The following is a 19,433-nucleotide window of genomic DNA, read 5'->3' as shown; positions in this document are numbered from 1 at the left end:
TCCCGCCCCGTGCCCACCTCCCCTTCCTCCAGCGCTCAGGCCGCCCGTGCAGCGCTCGCGGTGCGCCTGGCACACCTGCGCAAGGACGCCGGCCTCACCGGGAAGGAGCTCTCTGCCCGGTGCGGCTGGCACCCCGCGAAAACCACCCGGATCCAGAAGGCCGAGGTGCAGCCCACCGACCTGGACATCCGTGCATGGTGCGCTGCCTGTGACGCCGCCGACCAGGCCGACGACCTGATCGCCACGGCCCGCGCCGTCGACTCGATGTACGTGGAGTGGCGCAGGAGCCATCGGACCGGTATGCGCAGGACCCAGGAAAATGTCTACGACCGCTACGCGCAGAGCGGCGTCACCCGCGCGTACATCTCCAACGTCATGCCCGGCTTCTTCCAGACCCCCTCCTACGCCACGGCCCTCATGGAGGCCATCACCGATTTCCAGGGCACCCCCAACGACATCTCCGAGGCCGTCGCCGCCCGTGTCGCCCGGAGCCGGTTCCTGTACGAGGGCGGACACCGGTTCGTCGTACTCATGGAAGAGTGCGTCCTGCGCTATCGCGTCGGCGACGCCGAGACCATGGCCGGACAGCTGAGGCATCTGCTGACCGTCATGCCGCTCCCCTCCGTCTCCCTCGGCGTCATCCCCTTCACAGCCGGGAGGACGATGTGGCCGCTGGAGGCGTTTTACCTCCATGACGGCACACGCAGTGTCGTGGAAACCCTCACGGCCGAGGTCAACGTGGTGCAGCCGCGCGAACTCGCCGATTACCGCAAGGCGTTCGGGGAGCTGGCGAAGATGGCCGTCCACGGCAACGCCGCCCGCGCCCTGATCAACACGGCGATCGACTCGCTCGGGTGATGCTCCGCAATTCCCCGCAATTTCGTTGAGGTCAGCCACTCACCCTTCGTAACGTGCTGAGCACAGAGCGCGATCACGCCGGGGAGGACCGATGTCAGGCACGCAGGAACCCCAGGATTACCGCCTCACGGAGCTGCCTCCGGAACCGAGAGCGATACCCGGGTGCACCGCGTGTCTCGGTATCTGCGTACGCCGGGAGAACGCCCGGTCGAGAGGCGACCACAGCGCCGTCTCCGATGCGAACGTGGAGCTGGGGCAGCACCAGGGCGGGGCCCACCGTCCATGAGCGACGAGCCGCGTTCCGGGCTCTTCGCAGACCGGTCCCTGATGACGTTGCGGGTGTCGCGGGATGCCGGGCGGACGTGGGAGTCCGAGCGGGCCGTATTCGCTGCTGAGAACGGCCTCCCGCCTCTCCTGAGCAACCAGTGGCCCCCGTGCGCGTGTCTGCGCTGTGCCGGGCAGTAGGCCCCGGAACGCCCTCAGAACTCCTCGCGCATCCCCGCGTGATCCACCGAGAACAGACTCCCGCCCACGCCGGGCGGCGGCGGTCACCCATGGCCGTGACCAGTTGAGCAGGAAGACAGGAAGAGGTGCGGCGATGCTGAACGGAACCGACCTGTACGCACTCGACATCCACGGGGCCTCGTTCGAGAAAGCCTGCGGCGGCCCCTGCACCGAAGGGTGCGTGACGCCGGCCCGGATCAGCGACGACGCCTGGGCCCTCGGCGACAGCAAGCGGCCGGACGCGCAGCCGCTCCGCTTCACCACCGAGGAACTGGACACGGCCGGCATCGACCCGACCCGGTTCGGCCTGAACGTCTGATCCTCCTTCCCCACCGGCCGAGCCCGCTCTCCCGTCACTTCTTCGGGGCGGGCCCGGCTGATCCTCCGACCGACGACACCGAACCGGGAACGACAGGTGCACCATCACGGCTATGTGTGGACCGGTCCCAAGGAGCGCTTCGATCAGGAGGCTCTACGGCGGCCCCCGCATCCGGAGCCTCCAACGGCCGGGAGCAGACCGGAACTGATCCAGCGGTACCGCGAAGTCACCTCGGAGTTCCCCGTGGTGGATCTGCCGCCGCTGGAGACGGCCTACTGGCTGATCAAACCGCGAACGCTGGTGTGGGGAACGTGGGACGAGCCCAAGGAGGCAGCGGCGTGGCTCGGGGCGCGACTGGCCGCGTACGCGCCCCGGTTCGCCTCGGAGGCACAGCGCGACCCCGCTTACCTTGCCGTTCTCGTCAACGCCACTGCCGAACGGCTGGGTTCGGGAGCGGATGTATCGCTCGGCTGCTACCTCGAACGGCCCTCGTACCTCTCGCTGGCCGTGGTGACCTGCTCCCCGAACCGCTCGATGCCTGAACTGGCCTGCCCTGTGACGTAGTCGAGCGAACGGGCGAGTTGGGCCGCCTGCCCGACGTGACCATCCAGTGTGCCGACCGCTACTTCAGCCCGATGGCCGAGCACGCCGACTTGTAGTCGGTGGTGCAGATGTCGGAGATCTTGTAGATCCCGTCCGCGACCACCGTCGTCTTGATGTTGTCCTGCGTCAGCGCGACCACGGACACCAGCTGCGAGGGGATCTTCTTGTTGGTGGGGCTGTCGACCGTGTCACGGGTGAGGGCGTCGAACTCGATGTCCCTGCCCTGGACCTTGGCGACCGCGATCTTCGCGGCGGCCTCGGCCAGGTCGGGGTACGGCTTGTAGACGCTCATGTACTGCTCGCCGGTGACGATCCGCTGCACGGCGGTGAGTTCGGCGTCCTGGCCGGTGACGGGCGGCAGCTTCGTCAGGCCCGCCGCCTTCAGGGCCTTGATGATGCCGCCGGCCATGGCGTCGTTGGCGGAGTACACCGCGGCGATGTTGTTCTTGCCGAGCTTGGCGATCGCCTGGGTCATCTCCTTCTGGGCCAGGACCGGGTCCCAGGCGTCGGTGTTGTAGCTCGCGGCCACCGTCACCTTGCCCTGCAGCTCGGACAGCGCCCCGCCCTTGAACACCGCGGCGTTGGGGTCGGTCGGCGAGCCGTTGATCATCACGACCTTGTCGGAGGTGTCCACGTTGCTGCCCAGCGCCTCGACCAGGGAGCGGCCCTGCACCTCGCCGACCAGCTCGCCGTCGAAGGAGACGTACGCGTCGATCGGGCCCTCGGCCAGGCGGTCGTAGGCGATGACCGGGATGCCGGCGGTCTTGGCCTTCTTCACCATGGTCCGGATGGCGTGCGAGTCGACGGCGTCGAGCACGATGATGTCGACCTTCTCGTCGATCATCTGCTGCATCTGCTTGTCCTGCACGGACGCGACGCCACCGGCGTTCTCGTACTCGGCCTTGCCCTTGTTCGCGGTGAGCGACTGGATCTTCGCCTTCATGATCGGGAAGTCGAACTCGGCGTACCGCGTGTTCGTCTTCTCCGGCATGAGCACGCCCACCGTGATGTCGTTGCCCTTCGCCGGAGTCGCGTCCGAGCTGCTCCCCGACGAGTTGAGCACGCCGCAGGCGGCCAGGGGGAGGGCCAGCGAGGAGGCGGCCACGGATATGGCGATACGACGCATTGGTGAGCTCACTTCTGGTGCCGTCCGGACGTGGGTGCAGCATTACAACCCAGGTGACTGAAAAGCCAACGCGGCCGTGCCCGTCGGCGTCAAGCGGAACCGCTTAACGAGATGGCAACGCCACGTTCCGTTTGGTATGTGGAGAGGTCGCGAAATCACCTCCAAACACTCTTTACGGACCCTCCACCCAACGGGAGTTCACGAACGGGCAAAGACCAGCACAACCAAGACCATTCCTTGCGAGTCGTGATCATGACAGTCTCGTCGAGCTGTCCCGCATCCGACCGCACGTCCCGTACAACCAAGCCGCCCCTTCGCGAGTCCTGATCGCCAGCAGCGCCTTTTTACCTGCCGTTGACGCTCAGACAATCAGGACTTGAAGGACCGAATGAACCCAGCAAGACGCATGACCGCCGCCGCGGCCACCGCCGTCGTACTCGCCACCGCGGGCGGCCTCCTCACCGCCGCCACCGCCCCGGCCTCCGCCGCGACGACCTGCAACTCCCCGGTCTTCAAGCGGCAGTTCTTCGCGAACACCGCCTTCTCCGGTACGGCGAAGAAGACCGACTGCGACGCGGCGATCGACGAGAACTGGGGCTCAGGCACCCCCACTTCGGGCCTCCCGAAGGACAAGTTCGGCGTCCGCTGGACAGTGACACGTGACTTCGGCTCCGGCGGCCCGTTCTCCTTCGCCGCCGCCGCGCAGGACGGCATCCGCGTCTACCTCGACGGCACCCGCAAGATCGACCTCTGGAAGAACGTCACGTCGACCGTCAAGAAGACGGCCAACGTCACCGTCCCCAGCGGAAAGCACACCCTCCGCGTCGACTACGTCAACTGGACCGGCAAGGCCAACGTCAAGTTCACCTACACACCCCGCACTTCGGCGACGGTCGACAAGATCAAGCCGCTCACCCCGACGGGCACGGCGGTCTCCTACGACTCCGCGACCGGCAGGGCGAAGCTCACCTGGTCGAAGAACAAGGAGATGGACCTCGCGGGCTACCGGGTCTACCGGCGCCTGAAGGGCACCTCGTTCGGCACCGCGCCGCTCAGGACGACCGCCTCCACCTCGTACACCGACACCCCGCCCGCGACCGGCGGCACGTACTACTACGAGGTCCGCGCCTACGACAAGGCGGGCAGGGAGTCGGCGGGCAGCGCCGACAAGGGCGTCACCACCGTGGACAGGACCCCGCCCGCCGCGCCGTTCGTGGAAATGGACGGCTGCCCGGACCTCTCGCCCTACGCGGCCCCCCAGCTCGTCACCACGGCGGAGAACAAGGCCGACATCGCCTGGTACGAGATGCAGCGTCTCGACACCGCCACCGCCACGTGGATCACCGTCTACACCGGGACCAAGGGCGCGATCTGCGACACCACTTACCCCTCCGACGGCAGTGCCGTCACCTACCGGGGACGGGCCCGGGACGTCGCCGGGAACTGGTCCGCGTACTCCGCCGCGGCCAAGTTCACCACCACCGACCTGATCCCCCCGGCGCCCGTCACCGGCGCCCGGGTCGAGTACCGGTCGGGTGTTCCGCACCTCGTGTGGGCCCCCGTCGACGGGGCCGCCTCCTACCAGGTCCTCCAGCTCGACCCGGTGACCGGCGGCTGGCTCGACGCGCTGCCCGGCAAGGGCACCACGAAGGAGACCGACGTCGTGCCGCGCCAGCTGGCCGCGGTCGCCGGCACCTACCGGTACGCGGTGCGTTCGGTGGACGCCAAGGGCAATGCCGCCGCCCCGGCGGAGCTCACGCTGACGATGGCCGACCGGCCCGAGGCGATCCCGGCGTTCGCGACCACCGCGGGCCGCTTCGACGAGGGCGTGATGATCGAGTGGAGCAGCGCCGACCCCTGGACCTTCGACGGCGGCCCGCTCCTCACCTACCGGATCACCCGCACCGACCGGGCGACCGGCGAGAGCACCGAGGTGACCGGCTGCAAGCCCGACAACTCGCAGGACCTGCCGCTGACGGACCCGGAGACGTACTGGACCTGGACCACCGGCGACGCCCCCGACTACGCCGGCTCCCGGCAGATCAACGGCGTCTGCTGGGACGTCTCCGGAGCCTCCGAGACGACGTACGACTACACGGTCGTGACGATCGACCCGTACGGCCACGCGTCGCAGCCCGGCCCCGCCGCCACCGGGACCACGCCGGACACCGAACGCCCGGCACCGGTGGGGAACCTGACCGCCGAGCAGGTCCCGCTCGGCGTCCGCCTGAGCTGGACGCCGCCGGCCGACGACGACGTCACCGGCTACGCGGTGTGGCAGAGCGCCGGCGACCCGGACACCGGCGAAACGGTCTGGGAACGGAACTGCTGGGGCGGGGAGTCGCTGACCCCGACCCAGATCCTCTGCCCGACCGTCCCCGACGGCGCCACCCACGTCTACCGGGTCGCCGCTCTGGACGACTCCCCGCTCTACGACGAGAACGACGGCCCGGAGGCCTACCACCCCGCCGGCCTCTCCGTCACCCTGCCGGACACCCGCCCGCCGGGCTGGACCGGCACCAAGGTCGTCGAGGACCGGTACCCGGAGCTCTACGTCCGCTGCGGTGTCACCATCTACGACCTGCCGTGCGGTGACTACACCGACTACCGCTGGGAGAAGTGGGACGCGGCAGCGGGAGCCTGGACGACGTTCGCCACGGGCAAGGTCGACAACCCGGCGTTCCACCTGGACACCACGGTCCACGAGGACCGGCTCGGGCTGTACTACTACCGGGCCGTCTACACCGACCCGGCAGGCCACGAGGAGGTCAGGGAGCAGAAGGCGTACGGCATCTGGGAGTAACGGCTCCGCACACACGGGAAGGGGCCCGGAGACTCTGTCTCCGGGCCCCTTCCCGCATGAGGTCAGTCCTTTTCCCGCATGAGGTCAGTCCTTGGCCTTCTTCGGCCGCCACACCACCAGCGCACTCGTCTGCTGGACCTCCTGATACGGCACCAGGTCCCGCCGGTACGAAGCGTGTACCGCCGCTTCCCGCTGCTGCATCGTCACCGCCGCCCCCTCCACCGCCGCCTGGAGTTCCGCGACACGCTGCTGGAGCGCGACGACCTGGTTCTCCAGCTCGATGATGCGCTTGATGCCGGCGAGGTTGATGCCCTCGGTCTGCGACAACTGCTGGACGGTGCGCAGCAGGTCGATGTCGCGGGCCGAGTAGCGCCGGCCCCGCCCGGCCGTGCGGTCCGGGGAGACCAGGCCGAGGCGGTCGTACTGGCGCAGCGTCTGCGGGTGCAGGCCGGAGAGCTGGGCCGCCACCGAGATGACGTAGACCGGGGTCTCCTCGGTCAGCTCGTACGGGTTGCGTCGACGGCCGGTCGAATCCATGGCTCTGTCATGCTCCCTTCGCGGCCTGGAACAGCTCCGCCCGCGGGTCCTCGCCCGCGGTCGCCTCTCGATACGCCTCCAGCGCGTCACGAGCATTCCCCGTGACGTCCTTCGGGACACTCACCTCGACGGTCACGAGGAGGTCACCCCGGGTGCCGTCCTTGCGGAAGGCGCCCTTGCCGCGGGCCCGCATGGTCCGGCCGTTGGGCGTGCCCGGCGGCAGCTTCAGCGTCACCGGCGGTCCGCCCAGGGTGGGCACCCTGACCTCGCCGCCCAGTGCCGCCTCCGCGAACGTCACCGGGACCGTCACCGTGAGGTTGTCGTCCTTGCGGCCGAACACGGGGTGCGCGTCGACGTGCACCATGACGTACAGGTCGCCCGAGGGGCCGCCCCGTTCACCAGGCGCCCCCTTGCCGCGCAGCCGGATGCGCTGGCCGTCCGTGACCCCCGCGGGGATACGGACCTGCATGGTCCGCGAGGACTTGGCGCGCCCGCTGCCCTTGCACTCGACGCAGGGGTGCTCGGCGATCAGGCCGCGGCCCTTGCAGTCCGGGCACGGGTCCGTGAGCGAGAAACCGCCGCCGGAGCCGCGCGCCACCTGGCCGGTGCCGACGCAGGTCGGGCACACGCGCGGTGTGCCGTTCTTGTCGCCGGTGCCCGAACAGGCCTTGCAGGGCTGCTGCGAGGACATCCGCAGCGGGACCGTGGCCCCTTCGATGGCCTCCGTGAAGCTGAGCGTGACCTCGGACTCGATGTCCTGGCCGCGCCGGGGCTGCGTACGGGTCGTGCCCGTGCCGCCGCGGTTGAACAGGCCACCGAAGACGTCACCGATGCCGCCGCCGAAGCCGCCGGAACCCCCGGCGCCGCCGCCCTGGGCGCCGCCTCCGAAGAGGTCGCCCAGGTCGAAGTTGAAGTTGCCGCCGCCCGCGCCGCCCGGCCCCGGGCGGTAGCCGCCGTTGCCGAAGAGGGAGCGGGCCTCGTCGTACTCCTTGCGCTTCTTGGGGTCACCGAGGATGTCGTTGGCCTCGGAGATCTCCTTGAAGCGCTCCTCCGCCTTGGCGTTGCCCTTGTTGGCGTCCGGGTGGAACTCGCGGGCGAGCTTCCGGTACGCCTTCTTGATCTCGGCCTCGGTGGCGTCCTTGGGGACGCCGAGGACCTTGTAGTAGTCCTTCTCGATGAAGTCCTTGGTGCTCATCCTCGACGTCCCTCCTTTCCCGCGCCCGGTGTTGCGTCAGCCCTCCTCAGGGCCGTTGTCCTTCTCATCGCCGGCCTCGGACTCGTCCTCCGCCTTGCCGGTCTGCGTGGCACCGGGCTGCGGCTCGGCGACCGCCACCCGCGCGGGGCGGATGGTGCGCTCACCGATGCGATACCCGGGCTGCAGGATCGCCACGCAGGTCGTCTCGGTGACGTCCGGCGCGTACGAGTGCATGAGGGCCTCGTGGATCGTCGGGTCGAAGGGCTCGCCCTCCTTGCCGAACTGCTGCAGTCCCATCTTCGCCGCGGCGGTCTCCAGCGACTCCGCCACCGACTTGAAACCGCCGACGAGTTCACCGTGTTCCCGCGCGCGGCCGATGTCGTCGAGCGTGGGCATCAGCTCGGTCAGGAGGTTCGCCACGGCGATCTCCTTGACCGCGATCCGGTCGCGCTCGACCCGGCGGCGGTAGTTCTGGAACTCGGCCTGGAGCCGCTGGAGGTCCGCGGTGCGCTCTTCGAGCCCTTTGCGCACCTGGTCCAGCTGGGCCGTCAGACCGGCGATCTGTGCGCTTGCGTCCCCTGCCGGGGCCGCCCCCTCCCCACTGCCGGAGGGGGAGGCGGCCTGCGGCTCGGCGTCGTCGGGGGTGGCGCCGGAGGGGACGTCGGGCTTCTCGTCGAAGCCCGGGGTCTCCTCCGTCACGCGGCACCGTCCTTGCGCTCGTCGTCCACGATCTCGGCGTCCACCACGTCGTCGTCCGCCTTGGGGGCCTCGGCACCCGGGGCGTCGCCGCCCGCGGCCTGCGTGGCCTGGGCGTCGGCGTACATGGCCTGGCCGACCTTCTGCGAGACCGCGGCGACCTTCTCGGTGGCGGTGCGGATCTCGGCGGTGTCCTCGCCCTTGAGCGCGGCCTTCAGCTCCTCGACGGCGGCCTCGACCTCGGTCTTGACCTCGCCGGGGACCTTGTCCTCGTTGTCCTTGAGGAACTTCTCCGTCTGGTAGACGAGCTGCTCACCCTGGTTGCGGGACTCGGCGGCCTCGCGGCGGCGGTGGTCCTCGTCCGCGTACTGCTCGGCCTCCTGGCGCATGCGGTCGACCTCGTCCTTCGGCAGCGAGGAGCCGCCGGTGACGGTCATCTTCTGCTCCTTGCCGGTGCCGAGGTCCTTGGCCGTGACATGCATGATGCCGTTGGCGTCGATGTCGAAGGAGACCTCGATCTGCGGGACACCGCGCGGGGCCGGCGGCAGACCGGTCAGCTCGAACATCCCGAGCTTCTTGTTGTACGCCGCGATCTCGCGCTCGCCCTGGTAGACCTGGATCTGCACGGAGGGCTGGTTGTCCTCGGCGGTGGTGAAGATCTCGGACCGCTTGGTCGGGATCGTCGTGTTCCGCTCGATCAGCTTGGTCATGATGCCGCCCTTGGTCTCGATACCGAGGGACAGCGGGGTGACGTCGAGGAGCAGGACGTCCTTGACCTCACCCTTGAGGACACCGGCCTGGAGGGACGCGCCGATGGCGACGACCTCGTCCGGGTTGACACCCTTGTTGGCGTCCTGGCCGCCGGTGAGCTCCTTGACGATCTCGGCGACGGCGGGCATACGGGTGGAGCCACCGACGAGCACGACGTGGTCGATCTCGTTGATGGAGATGCCGGCGTCCTTGATGACGTTGTGGAACGGCGTCTTGCAGCGCTCCAGCAGGTCGGCCGTCAGCTGCTGGAACTGGGCCCGGGTGAGCTTCTCGTCCAGGTGCAGCGGGCCTTCGGCGGACGCCGTGATGTAGGGCAGGTTGATCGAGGTCTCGGTGGAGCTGGACAGCTCGATCTTGGCCTTCTCGGCAGCCTCACGGAGACGCTGGAGGGCCATCTTGTCCTTGCCCAGGTCGACGCCGTGACCGGCCGCGAACTGCTTCACCAGGTAGTCGACGACCCGCTGGTCCCAGTCGTCACCACCGAGGTGGTTGTCGCCGTTGGTGGCCTTCACCTCGACGACGCCGTCACCGATCTCCAGGAGGGACACGTCGAAGGTGCCGCCGCCGAGGTCGAAGACGAGGATCGTCTGGTCGTCCTTGTCGAGTCCGTACGCCAGCGCCGCCGCCGTCGGCTCGTTCACGATGCGCAGGACGTTCAGGCCCGCGATCTCGCCGGCCTCCTTCGTCGCCTGGCGCTCGGAGTCGTTGAAGTAGGCCGGGACGGTGATGACCGCGTCCGTGACCTTCTCGCCCAGGTAGGCCTCGGCGTCGCGCTTCAGCTTCTGCAGGATGAAGGCGCTCATCTGCTGCGGGTTGAAGTGCTTCCCGTCGAGCTCGATCTTCCAGTCCGTGCCCATGTGGCGCTTCACGGAGCGGATGGTCCGGTCCACGTTCGTGACCGCCTGGCGCTTGGCGACCTCGCCGACGAGCACCTCGCCGTTCTTGGCGAAGGCGACGACGGACGGCGTGGTCCTGGCGCCCTCTGCGTTGGTGATGACGGTGGGCTCGCCGCCTTCAAGAACGCTGACGACGGAGTTAGTCGTGCCCAGGTCGATGCCGACCGCACGTGCCATGGTTGATTCCTCCAGCAATGACTTGAGTGGAACAGGCTCAAGTGTGCACGACACTCACCGCTGGGTCAACAGAGCTGAGTCGAGCGGACTCAACTCTTATCCGTTCCTTACACGCAACCGCGCCCCGACCTGCGACGATCCGGCCCGCCGCACCCCGTAGACAGAGACTTTCAGCAGCCCTCCTACGACGACCAGGGCCCCGCCCGCCACCCACATCACGGCGGATTCGCCCGCCCATCCGTTGTGCACGAGCACTCCCACGGCCACCGCCGAGAACCCCCCGACCCCGAGCAGTACCACCGCTCCCTGAGGGGTGAGCCCCAACCGCCGCAGCCGGTGGGCGAGATGGTCCGGCCCGCCCCGCAGCAGCGCCCGCCCGGCCAGCCGCCGCGACAGCAGCACCAGTACGGCGTCGGCGCTCGCGAGGGCGGTGAGCGCGAACAGGACACCGGCACTGGACGCGAGACCGCGCCCGGCCTGCGTGACCACGGCCGCCGAGGCGAGCACGAACCCCGTGAACAGCGACCCGCACGCGCCGAGCGCGATCCGCGCGGGATGCCAGTTGTGCATCAGGAACCCGGTCAGCGCGGCGGCCAGCACGCTCAACAGCACCGCGAGCCCGTCCATGACCTCCATCGCGGCACAGGCCCCGACCCCGAAGGCGGTGACCACCCCCACGGTCCCCGCCAGCCCGTCGGCGTGGTCGAGCCCCTTGAAGGCGCCGGCGACGAACACGATCCAGGCCGCGGCCAGCAGCCCGCCGGGCACCCCGGTCTCCGCGTACGGCACGACACAGGCCGCCGCCACCGCCGTACCGACGGCCAGGAACCGTGTCTTCAGCCGCCACACGTCGGCGACCAGCCCGAGCGCGGCCACCGCCGACCCGGCGACCAGCAGTCCGCCGACCCCGTCGCCGAGCGGGGCGACGCCGGTCCACTCGCACGCCCAGGTCACCGCCACGACGGCGAGGACGACGGCCAGTCCCCCGAGCAGCGGTACCGGGCGCGTGCGCCGTCTGCGGTCGACGACCCCCGCCCGGAGTGCGGGCACCCGGAGCAGTGCGGCGAGGAGGGCGGCGAGGAGCAGGGCGGTCGTGGCGGCGAGAATCCCGTAGAGCACGGTTCTAAATTAGACGCAAATGTACCAATTCAGTACGAATAACACGATCAGACCGTCACAGGTTTTTAAGGCGACCCTCAGCGACATAGATCACCGCACGGCTGGCTACAGTGCGACGGAGAATGAGGGTAATCTCGGTCGGACCGATTAAGTTACCGCTTAGTAATGTTCTTGGTTTGGTAATGCCCCCTCGCAGGCCCGAGGAGCCCTGAAATGCAACTCGCCGCGATCATCGTGTCGCTGGTTCTGATCGTGGTCGGTGTGGCGCTGTTCGCCCGCGCCGTCCTGCAGATCTACACCTTCATGCGACTCGGCCAGAACGTGCCCGCGGGCACCCGTACCGACGAGCCCGTCCAGCGCACCGTCACCGTGGCCAGGGAGTTCCTCGGCCACACCCGGATGAACCGCTGGGGCGTCGTCGGCGTAGCGCACTGGTTCGTGGCGGTGGGCTTCTTCTCGCTGCTGCTCACGATCGTCAACGCCGTCGGCCAGCTCTTCCAGGCCGACTGGCTGCTGCCGGTCATCGGCGAATGGGCGCCGTACAACGTCTTCGTCGAGTTCATCGGCACGATGACGGTCCTCGGCATCCTCGTGCTGATCGCGATCCGCCAGCTGAACAAGCCGAACAAGCCGGGCCGCAAGTCCCGCTTCGCCGGCTCCAACTTCCGCCAGGCGTACTTCGTCGAGGCCGTCATCCTCATCGTCGGCGTCTGCATCTTCATGCTGCACGCCCTTGAAGGCGCCCAGCACCACGTCGACGCCTACGAGGCCTCGTTCTTCATCTCGTACCCGGTGGTGTCGGGACTGCGGCACCTGGACGTCTCCACGCTCCAGAACCTCACCTACCTCTTCGCCGGCCTGAAGATCGCGACCTCCTTCATCTGGATGATCACGGTCGCCCTGAAGACCGACATGGGCGTCGCCTGGCACCGCTTCCTGGCGTTCCCGAACATCTGGTTCAAGCGCAACGCGACCGGTGAGACCTCGCTCGGCGCCCTGCTCCCGATGACCAGCGGCGGCAAGCCGATCGACTTCACCGACCCGGGCGACGACGACGTCTTCGGCGTGTCCCAGGTCGAGCAGTTCTCCTGGAAGGGCCTGCTCGACTTCTCCACCTGCACCGAGTGCGGCCGCTGCCAGTCGCAGTGCCCCGCCTGGAACACCGGCAAGCCCCTCTCCCCCAAGCTCCTCATCATGTCCCTCCGGGACCACGCCCACGCCAAGGCGCCCTACCTGCTCGCGGGCGGCGGCAAGTCCATGGAGGGCGAGGAGAAGGCGACGGAGGAGCAGCTGGCCGGCGTCCCCGCCGCCGCGCTCGCCGAGGCCGAACGCCCCCTGATCGGCACCCTCGAAGAGAACGGCGTCATCGACCCGGACGTCCTGTGGTCCTGCACCACCTGCGGCGCCTGCGTCGAGCAGTGCCCGGTGGACATCGAGCACGTCGACCACATCGTCGACATGCGGCGCTACCAGGTGATGATCGAGTCCGCGTTCCCGTCGGAGGCCGGGACGATGCTCAAGAACCTGGAGAAGAAGGGCAACCCCTGGGGCCTGGCCAAGAAGCAGCGCCTGGAGTGGCTCAAGGAGGTCGAGTTCGAGGTCCCGGTCGTCGGCCAGGACATCGAGGACCTCACCGAGGTCGAGTACCTGTACTGGGTCGGCTGCGCCGGCGCCCTGGAGGACCGCGCCAAGAAGACGACGAAGGCCTTCGCGGAACTCCTCCACATCGCGGGCGTCAAGTTCGCCATCATGGGCGGCGACGAGAAGTGCACGGGCGACTCCGCCCGCCGCCTGGGCAACGAGCCCCTCTTCCAGGAGCTCGGCATGGAGAACGTCATGGCACTGAACATGGCGTTCGGCGAGGAACTGGACGACGACGGCAAGGTGGTGCCGGAGTCGGCGAAGCCTCGCGCCGCGAAGAAGATCGTCGCCACCTGCCCGCACTGCCTCAACACGATCGGCAACGAATACCCGCAGCTCGGCGGCGACTACGAGGTCATCCACCACACCCAGCTGCTCCAACACCTGATCGACGAGGGCAAGTTGATCCCGGTGACACCGGTGGAAGGTCTGATCACCTACCACGACCCCTGCTACCTGGGCCGCCACAACAAGATCTACACGCCCCCGCGCGAGATCATCGCCAGCGTCCCCGGCCTGCGCAACGAGGAGATGCACCGCCACAAGGAACGCGGCTTCTGCTGCGGCGCCGGCGGCGCGCGCATGTGGATGGAAGAGCGCATCGGCAAGCGCATCAACAACGAGCGCGTGGACGAGGCCCTCTCCCTGAACCCGGACATCGTGTCCACGGCCTGCCCCTTCTGCCTGGTCATGCTCACGGACTCGGTGAACGGCAAGAAGAACGACGGCAAGGCCAAGGAATCGATCCAGGTGGTCGACGTGGCCCAGCTCCTCCTGGACTCGGTCAGGACACCGACCGACGACGAGCCCCCGGCAGGCACCGCGGAACCGGAGAACACCCCGGAGCCGCAGCCCGTGAAGTAACAACCAGCCAGTCCGCTACGACGGCGCCCCGCACCCTCTCCGGAGGGCGCGGGGCGCCGTCGTCGTAAGGGAGTCATAAGGAAAAGGTGTAGCGGGCTACACCCCGAATCCGGGAGGACGGTCCCTCGTGACGGCGAGCGCGCGACGGAATCGTAGAAGGCAGAGAGATCACGCCCCCGCCTCCCTTAGGACATCCCGTGAAGTCGCTGCTCGCCACCGTGAAGTCGTTCGTCGCCAACCTGCTGCTGTGGTCGTTCTTCGTCGGCGGCCTGGCCGCGAGCACGGCCTCCGGGGCGGTCCTGGACGGTACGGCGAAGAACGCCGCCACCTACACCGGTATCGCCGTCTCGTTGCTGGCCGGCTCACGCATCGCGAAGAAGCCGAAGATCAAGGCGTTCCTGTCGAAGTCGTCGACGCTGTGGTTCCTGTTCCTCTTCAACGGCGGTGTCGCCGCGTTCTGCTACTTCTCCATGGACGGCGTCAAGGGCATCGCGACCGCCGCCGGAATGGGCCTGGTCTCCCTGGGCGCGGCGGGCGGCCTGGTTGCGAACCGCCGCAAGCCGGCCGCGGAGGCGAGAGTGGAAGAGCCCTGGGCCTGAGCTCCGCCCAGCCCGTAGCCGCCAGTCCCCTCGCTGCCTCACCACGTCACCACCTCACCACCTCACCCGAAAAGGGCACACCCATGACCACGAAGCTCCGTCGTACGGCCACCCTCGCCACGACCGCCGCAGCCATGGCCCTGACCGCCGGCCTCCTCACCGCCTGCGACCCCACCGACACCTCCGACGCCTCCAACTCCCTGAACTGCCTCAAGAACTGGAACACGATCTCCGACAGCCTCAAGGCGATCCACGACGCGGGCGTCGACGCGGCGAAGGACCCGACCAAGACCGACGAATCCATCGCGACAATCGACAAGAACCTCGACAAGATCGACGCCGACTCGGACGACAACAAGGTCGACAAGGCGGTCACCGACCTCAACAAGGCGATCTCCGACTACAACAAGTCCATCCTGAACGGCGACACGAACCCCGACTCCAGCAAGATCGACGCGGCAGCGAAGAAGCTCAAGAACGTCTGCACGTCATAACAAGACGACACCGGACGCAGCTGTGAAGTGACCGTTGGGCCACTCGCTTCTTAGCCAGTGTCGGGCTTCCACGCCCCGAGTAAAGGGCGCTCCCTACGGTCGCGTCGGCTACGCCGATTCCGCTGCGCTCCACCCTTGACTCGGGACGCTCCAGCCCGTTGGAGAAGCGAGCGAGCGGCCCGAAAGAACGGGGGCCCAGGCAGGAATCCCCCTGCCTGAGCTACGTCCCCGGCCGGAGCGATGGGGACGCGTCTGCGTCTCGCCAGCACGCCGGGCCGGCTCAGCGGCCAACCGCGAGTGGGTGGGGGCGGGCGGGAGAAGGTCGGGGTGGCGGGGGGGGTGCTGGAAGCTGGGTGCTGGACTAACCACTCACATGTCATGTGAGCGGTTAGAAATGACCCCAGCCTGCAGAGGGTAGGCGGCGGTAGGGGGTGGGGAGCGGGCGGCAAAGTGAGCCCCGGGCGGAGTGGCAACGGGGCAGATGCGGGCCGCCACCCAGACCACCACCCCACCACCCCACCGCCATCCGCGAACGGCCCGGAGCCTTGACCGATCCCCGTGGCCCGGATCTGCCAATTCACCCACCACCCACCACCCATCGCCCACCACCAATCGCTCATCGCCCACCACTTGCATCCCCCCCGATGCGGGTGTCCCCACCGGGCGTTGGCCGCTGAGCCCACCCGGCGTGCAGGCGAGACGCGAACGCGCCCCCACCACCCCGGCCCGCAGCACAGCCCACCCGACGGGACACCTGCCTGGCCACCCATCCCTCCGGGCCGCCCGCTCGCTTCTCCACCGGGATTGCGTGAGACGAGTCAAGGGTGGAGCGAAGCGCAATCGGCGCAGCCGACGCGCAGCGCAGCGGAGCGCCCTTTACTCGGCTCACGCAATCCCGACACTGACAAAGAAGCGGGCGGCCCAACGCCCACTTCACAACGCACGCAAGTGGCAAACCCCGGCGCCCAGTTGAAACCCACAGTCGCTACCACCACCCCCAGAGATTTACCGACCTCACGTACAACCCTCACGCCCCACCACAGGTCTCCTGATCGCCAACCACCCGTGAAGCCAAGAACAACTCCAGGCGAAAACGGACGGTACGCACCCCATCGACGCGGATGCCCGCCACGCATCCCCCGCATGCCGCAGGAGACCCCGCATGCAGCAGTACCCGCGACTCGCCCTCGCGACGGCCGCCGCAGCCGCGCTGACGGGCGGTCTGCTCACGCTCTCGGTGACGACAGCGAACGCCGCCGACTCGTTCAAGGTCGCGAAGGCCGACTTCAACGGTGACGGAATCGGCGATGTCGTCGCCTCCGCGCCCGGCGCCTCCGTCGGCGGTCATGCCAACGCCGGCCAGATCGTCGTCCTCTACGGCACCGCCACCGGCGTATCGTCCGCGAAGCGCACCACGCTCAGCCAGAACTCCGGCAACGTCCCCGGCAACGCGGAGTCCGGCGACTACTTCGGCTACCACACGGCGTACGCCGACTTCAACGGCGACGGATACGACGACCTCGCCGTGTCGTCGCCGTACGAGAAGGTCGGCACCGACACCGACGGCGGCGCGCTCGCGATCCTGTGGGGCTCGAAGAACGGCCTGACCGGCAAGAGCAGCGACGTACCGGACCCGGCCGCGTCCGGGCACGACGACTGGGGCCAGACCCTCGCCGCCGGTGACTTCGACGGCGACGGCAAGGCGGACCTGGCGGTGGGCAGTTCGGCCGCCACCATCTATGTCTACAAGGGCGGCTTCAGCAGCTCCACCGGCAAGCCCGGCGGCCGTTACACGATCAAGCCCCCGATCCACTCCGGCACGACCGGTTTCCCGTACGGCCCGAACCACCTCACGGCCGGTGACGTCAACGGCGACGGCCGCACCGACCTCGTGGTCGACGGCTACGAGACGCGGACCAGCAACGGCTGGAACACCAACTACTTCGTGCCCGGCGCCGCGAGCGGTCTGAGCATCGCGGGCGTGAAGACCCTCAAGCCCGGCATCGTCACCGGCATCGGTGACATCAACGGCGACGGTTACGGCGACATCGTCAGCGGCGCGGGCTGGGACGCCACGACGAGCGACGGTACGACCATCCCGGACTCGGCGAACGGCGGCAAGGTGAACATCACCTACGGTTCCGCGTCCGGCCCCGCCTCCACCACCGGCATCACCCAGAACTCCGGGAACGTACCCGGCAGTTCGGAGAAGGGCGACGCCTTCGGCTGGGACCTGGACCTGGGCGACGTCAACGGCGACGGCTACCAGGACGTCGTGATCTCCGCCCCGAACGAGGACCTCGGCGCCAACACCAACACCGGCATGGTCACGGTCGTCTACGGCTCCGCGTCCGGCGCGAACACCACCACCGGCGTCCAGTCCTTCGCCCAGAGCACGCCCGGCGTCCCCGGCGACGACGAGAAGAACGACCTCTTCGGCGCCGACGTCAAGCTCGACGACGTCAACGGCGACGGCAGGGCGGACCTGCTCGTCGGCTCGTACGAGAACGGCGGCGACGGCGCGGTGACCTACCTCCCCTCCAACGGCACGAAGATCGTCACCACCGGCTCCCGCGCCATCTCCGCGAGCGCGGCGGGCGTCTCGACCGCGGGTACACCGCAGTTCGGCGCCGTGTTCGCCGACTGACACCCCCTTCCCGAACGGGCCCGTGACCGCCGGTCACGGGCCCACGCCGTTCCCCCTAGGGGATGTCACAGCTCGGCAGCAAAGCCCCACCCGAAACCCCCGGCCCGGCACGTGACTCTGCGGAACCAGGTACGTTCGATGACGTGGCTGGATTCAGGATCGGACGCGGCGGCCGGGACGGCAGGGCCCCGCAAGCGCGCCCTCAACAACCTCCGTACGGGCAGCAGGCACCCCCGGCGCCGCAGGGAAGGCCGTACGGCTACCCCGCGGCCCCGCAGCCGTACCCGCCGCAGCAGCAACCGCAGTACGGAAACGCTGCGAGCGGCGGCGGCTACGGCGACGAGCCGGAGTACTTCGGTGACGGCGGCGGATACGCCCAGGGCGGTCACCCGGGCACCCCGGACCCGTACGCGGCGAACAACCCGGGTCACACCCAGGCGTTCTCCGTAGGTGAGGACCCGTACACCCAGGGCGGTACCTACCGCGCGGGCTCGGCCCAGGCGCCCACGGGCCCGGTCGGCCCCCGCCTGCACTGGAAGGACCTGCTGAGAGGCATCGTCCTCACCCCCCAGCAGACCTTCCTCCAGATGCGGGACTACACGATGTGGGCCCCCGCCCTGATCGTGACGTTCCTCTACGGCCTGCTCGCGGTCTTCGGCTTCGACGGCGCCCGCAAGGACGCGATCAACGCCACCCTGGCGAACGCGGTCCCGATCGTCCTCATCACGGCCGTGGCGATGGTCCTGTCGTCCTTCGTCCTCGGCGTGGTCACCCACACCCTGGCCCGCCAACTGGGCGGCGACGGAGCCTGGCAGCCCACGGTCGGCCTCTCCATGCTGATCATGTCCATCACCGACGCCCCCCGCCTGGTCTTCGCCATGTTCTTCGGCGGCGACGCGACCTTCGTCCAGGCCCTCGGCTGGGCCACCTGGGTAGCGGCCGGCGCTCTCCTCACCATGATGGTCACCCGCTCCCACGACCTCCCCTGGCCCAAGGCCCTGGGCGCCTCGGCGATCCAACTGATCGCCCTGCTGTCGATCGTGAAACTGGGCACGTTCTAGAGACTTCGCGGCTACGACTCCTACGACGAGGGGCCCCCGGCACACGCCGGGGGCCCCTCGTCGTCGCAGAAGCCGGTCATCGTAGAAGTTGCTGCGGCTACCGCCCTCAGGCATCGAGAATCTGACCCGCGCGCCGGACAACCGGGGGTTCGACGGACCAAAGCGGCTAACCACCACGCTTCCGCCGTCGTGACTGGCTGTCGTCGGTCTCATTGAGATGATGCCGCCATGGCAGACGGTTCAAGGCGTCCCCTGACCGAGCTTCGGCAAGGCGAGACAGTCCGAGCAACGATTACTGGTCACGAGCCTTGGGGCCTCGTGGCGGAACTCCACAGATACGAGCAGGAGCTGCCCGTTGTCGGGGCGACTGTCGACCTCGTCATAGGGGAGGTGCGGGCGTGGGACCGCAAGCCGTGGATATGGGTGGACCTCACGGCGCCCGGTCAGGCCGAGGACTGAGTGTGCCCCCGGCGGGCCCGGTCGAGCGGTAACTCGCAGGGAACCACACCGGGGAATCCGGAAA

General features: G+C 68.7%; 16 protein-coding genes. 10 read left to right on the top strand and 6 right to left on the bottom strand.

Annotated features, from left to right (window positions below; translation table 11 throughout):
• The first annotated feature begins 9 nt into the window (after positions 1 to 9).
• The 3 genes from ACIQBL_RS22995 (at position 10) to ACIQBL_RS22985 (ending at position 2,245) form a co-directional block, all read left to right on the top strand.
• A complete protein-coding gene (locus ACIQBL_RS22995; RefSeq protein WP_401944557.1) occupies positions 10 to 858 on the top strand; it encodes a DUF5753 domain-containing protein in 849 nt (282 codons plus the stop codon).
• 598 nt (positions 859 to 1,456) lie between these two features.
• Complete coding sequence (locus ACIQBL_RS22990; protein WP_401944555.1) at positions 1,457 to 1,681, top strand: DUF397 domain-containing protein; 225 nt, start codon at positions 1,457 to 1,459, stop codon at positions 1,679 to 1,681.
• A 96-nt stretch (positions 1,682 to 1,777) separates the two neighbouring features.
• A complete protein-coding gene (locus tag ACIQBL_RS22985; RefSeq protein ID WP_401944553.1) occupies positions 1,778 to 2,245 on the top strand; it encodes a hypothetical protein in 468 nt (155 codons plus the stop codon).
• Between the two features lie 58 nt (positions 2,246 to 2,303).
• On the opposite strand, the gene ACIQBL_RS22980 is transcribed toward ACIQBL_RS22985, so the two are convergent.
• Positions 2,304 to 3,410 carry a sugar ABC transporter substrate-binding protein gene (locus ACIQBL_RS22980; RefSeq protein ID WP_401944551.1) on the bottom strand — a complete coding sequence of 369 codons (1,107 nt, stop codon included), beginning with the start codon at positions 3,408 to 3,410 and terminating at the stop codon, positions 2,304 to 2,306.
• 388 nt (positions 3,411 to 3,798) lie between these two features.
• Between ACIQBL_RS22980 and ACIQBL_RS22975 the strand changes: the two genes are divergently transcribed.
• Positions 3,799 to 6,213 carry a PA14 domain-containing protein gene (locus ACIQBL_RS22975; protein ID WP_401944549.1) on the top strand — a complete coding sequence of 805 codons (2,415 nt, stop codon included), beginning with the start codon at positions 3,799 to 3,801 and terminating at the stop codon, positions 6,211 to 6,213.
• A gap of 84 nt (positions 6,214 to 6,297) precedes the next feature.
• On the opposite strand, the gene ACIQBL_RS22970 is transcribed toward ACIQBL_RS22975, so the two are convergent.
• The 5 genes from ACIQBL_RS22970 to ACIQBL_RS22950 all read right to left on the bottom strand — a co-directional run bounded on the left by ACIQBL_RS22970 (position 6,298) and on the right by ACIQBL_RS22950 (position 11,604).
• Positions 6,298 to 6,750: a heat shock protein transcriptional repressor HspR gene (locus tag ACIQBL_RS22970; RefSeq protein ID WP_401944547.1), complete on the bottom strand. Its 453-nt coding sequence runs from the start codon at positions 6,748 to 6,750 to the stop codon at positions 6,298 to 6,300.
• A gap of 7 nt (positions 6,751 to 6,757) precedes the next feature.
• Positions 6,758 to 7,945, bottom strand: a complete 1,188-nt coding sequence (dnaJ, locus tag ACIQBL_RS22965) for a molecular chaperone DnaJ (RefSeq protein ID WP_401944545.1) — start codon at positions 7,943 to 7,945, stop codon at positions 6,758 to 6,760.
• Positions 7,946 to 7,981: 36 nt separating this feature from the next.
• A complete protein-coding gene (gene grpE, locus ACIQBL_RS22960; RefSeq protein WP_401944543.1) occupies positions 7,982 to 8,644 on the bottom strand; it encodes a nucleotide exchange factor GrpE in 663 nt (220 codons plus the stop codon).
• A complete protein-coding gene (gene dnaK, locus ACIQBL_RS22955) occupies positions 8,641 to 10,485 on the bottom strand; it encodes a molecular chaperone DnaK (protein WP_401944541.1) in 1,845 nt (614 codons plus the stop codon). Before dnaK ends, grpE begins: the two co-directional genes overlap by 4 nt.
• Before the next feature lie 96 nt (positions 10,486 to 10,581).
• The gene (locus ACIQBL_RS22950; protein WP_401944539.1) at positions 10,582 to 11,604 is read right to left on the bottom strand and encodes an MraY family glycosyltransferase; all 1,023 of its coding nucleotides are present in this window, start codon (positions 11,602 to 11,604) and stop codon (positions 10,582 to 10,584) included.
• A gap of 213 nt (positions 11,605 to 11,817) precedes the next feature.
• Here ACIQBL_RS22950 and ACIQBL_RS22945 point away from each other — a divergent pair, with 213 nt between their 5' ends.
• The 6 genes from ACIQBL_RS22945 (at position 11,818) to ACIQBL_RS22920 (ending at position 19,369) form a co-directional block, all read left to right on the top strand.
• Positions 11,818 to 14,109, top strand: a complete 2,292-nt coding sequence (locus ACIQBL_RS22945) for a (Fe-S)-binding protein (protein WP_401944537.1) — start codon at positions 11,818 to 11,820, stop codon at positions 14,107 to 14,109.
• Positions 14,110 to 14,306: 197 nt separating this feature from the next.
• A complete protein-coding gene (locus ACIQBL_RS22940; RefSeq protein ID WP_401944535.1) occupies positions 14,307 to 14,708 on the top strand; it encodes a hypothetical protein in 402 nt (133 codons plus the stop codon).
• 83 nt (positions 14,709 to 14,791) lie between these two features.
• Positions 14,792 to 15,202 (top strand): hypothetical protein, encoded by a 411-nt coding sequence (locus ACIQBL_RS22935; RefSeq protein ID WP_401944533.1) that lies wholly within the window; start codon positions 14,792 to 14,794, stop codon positions 15,200 to 15,202.
• A gap of 1,162 nt (positions 15,203 to 16,364) precedes the next feature.
• A complete protein-coding gene (locus ACIQBL_RS22930) occupies positions 16,365 to 17,849 on the top strand; it encodes an FG-GAP and VCBS repeat-containing protein (protein ID WP_401944532.1) in 1,485 nt (494 codons plus the stop codon).
• Positions 17,850 to 17,911: 62 nt separating this feature from the next.
• Positions 17,912 to 18,910, top strand: a complete 999-nt coding sequence (locus ACIQBL_RS22925; RefSeq protein WP_401944530.1) for a Yip1 family protein — start codon at positions 17,912 to 17,914, stop codon at positions 18,908 to 18,910.
• A 318-nt stretch (positions 18,911 to 19,228) separates the two neighbouring features.
• A complete protein-coding gene (locus tag ACIQBL_RS22920; RefSeq protein ID WP_401944528.1) occupies positions 19,229 to 19,369 on the top strand; it encodes a hypothetical protein in 141 nt (46 codons plus the stop codon).
• Positions 19,370 to 19,433 lie beyond the last annotated feature (64 nt).

The organism is Streptomyces sp. NPDC088350, assembly GCF_044753545.1.
In the GTDB taxonomy this organism is placed as follows: domain Bacteria; phylum Actinomycetota; class Actinomycetes; order Streptomycetales; family Streptomycetaceae; genus Streptomyces.
The sequence above is the reverse complement of the archived record's forward strand: the minus strand, read 5'-3'. Positions and strand labels throughout refer to the sequence as shown.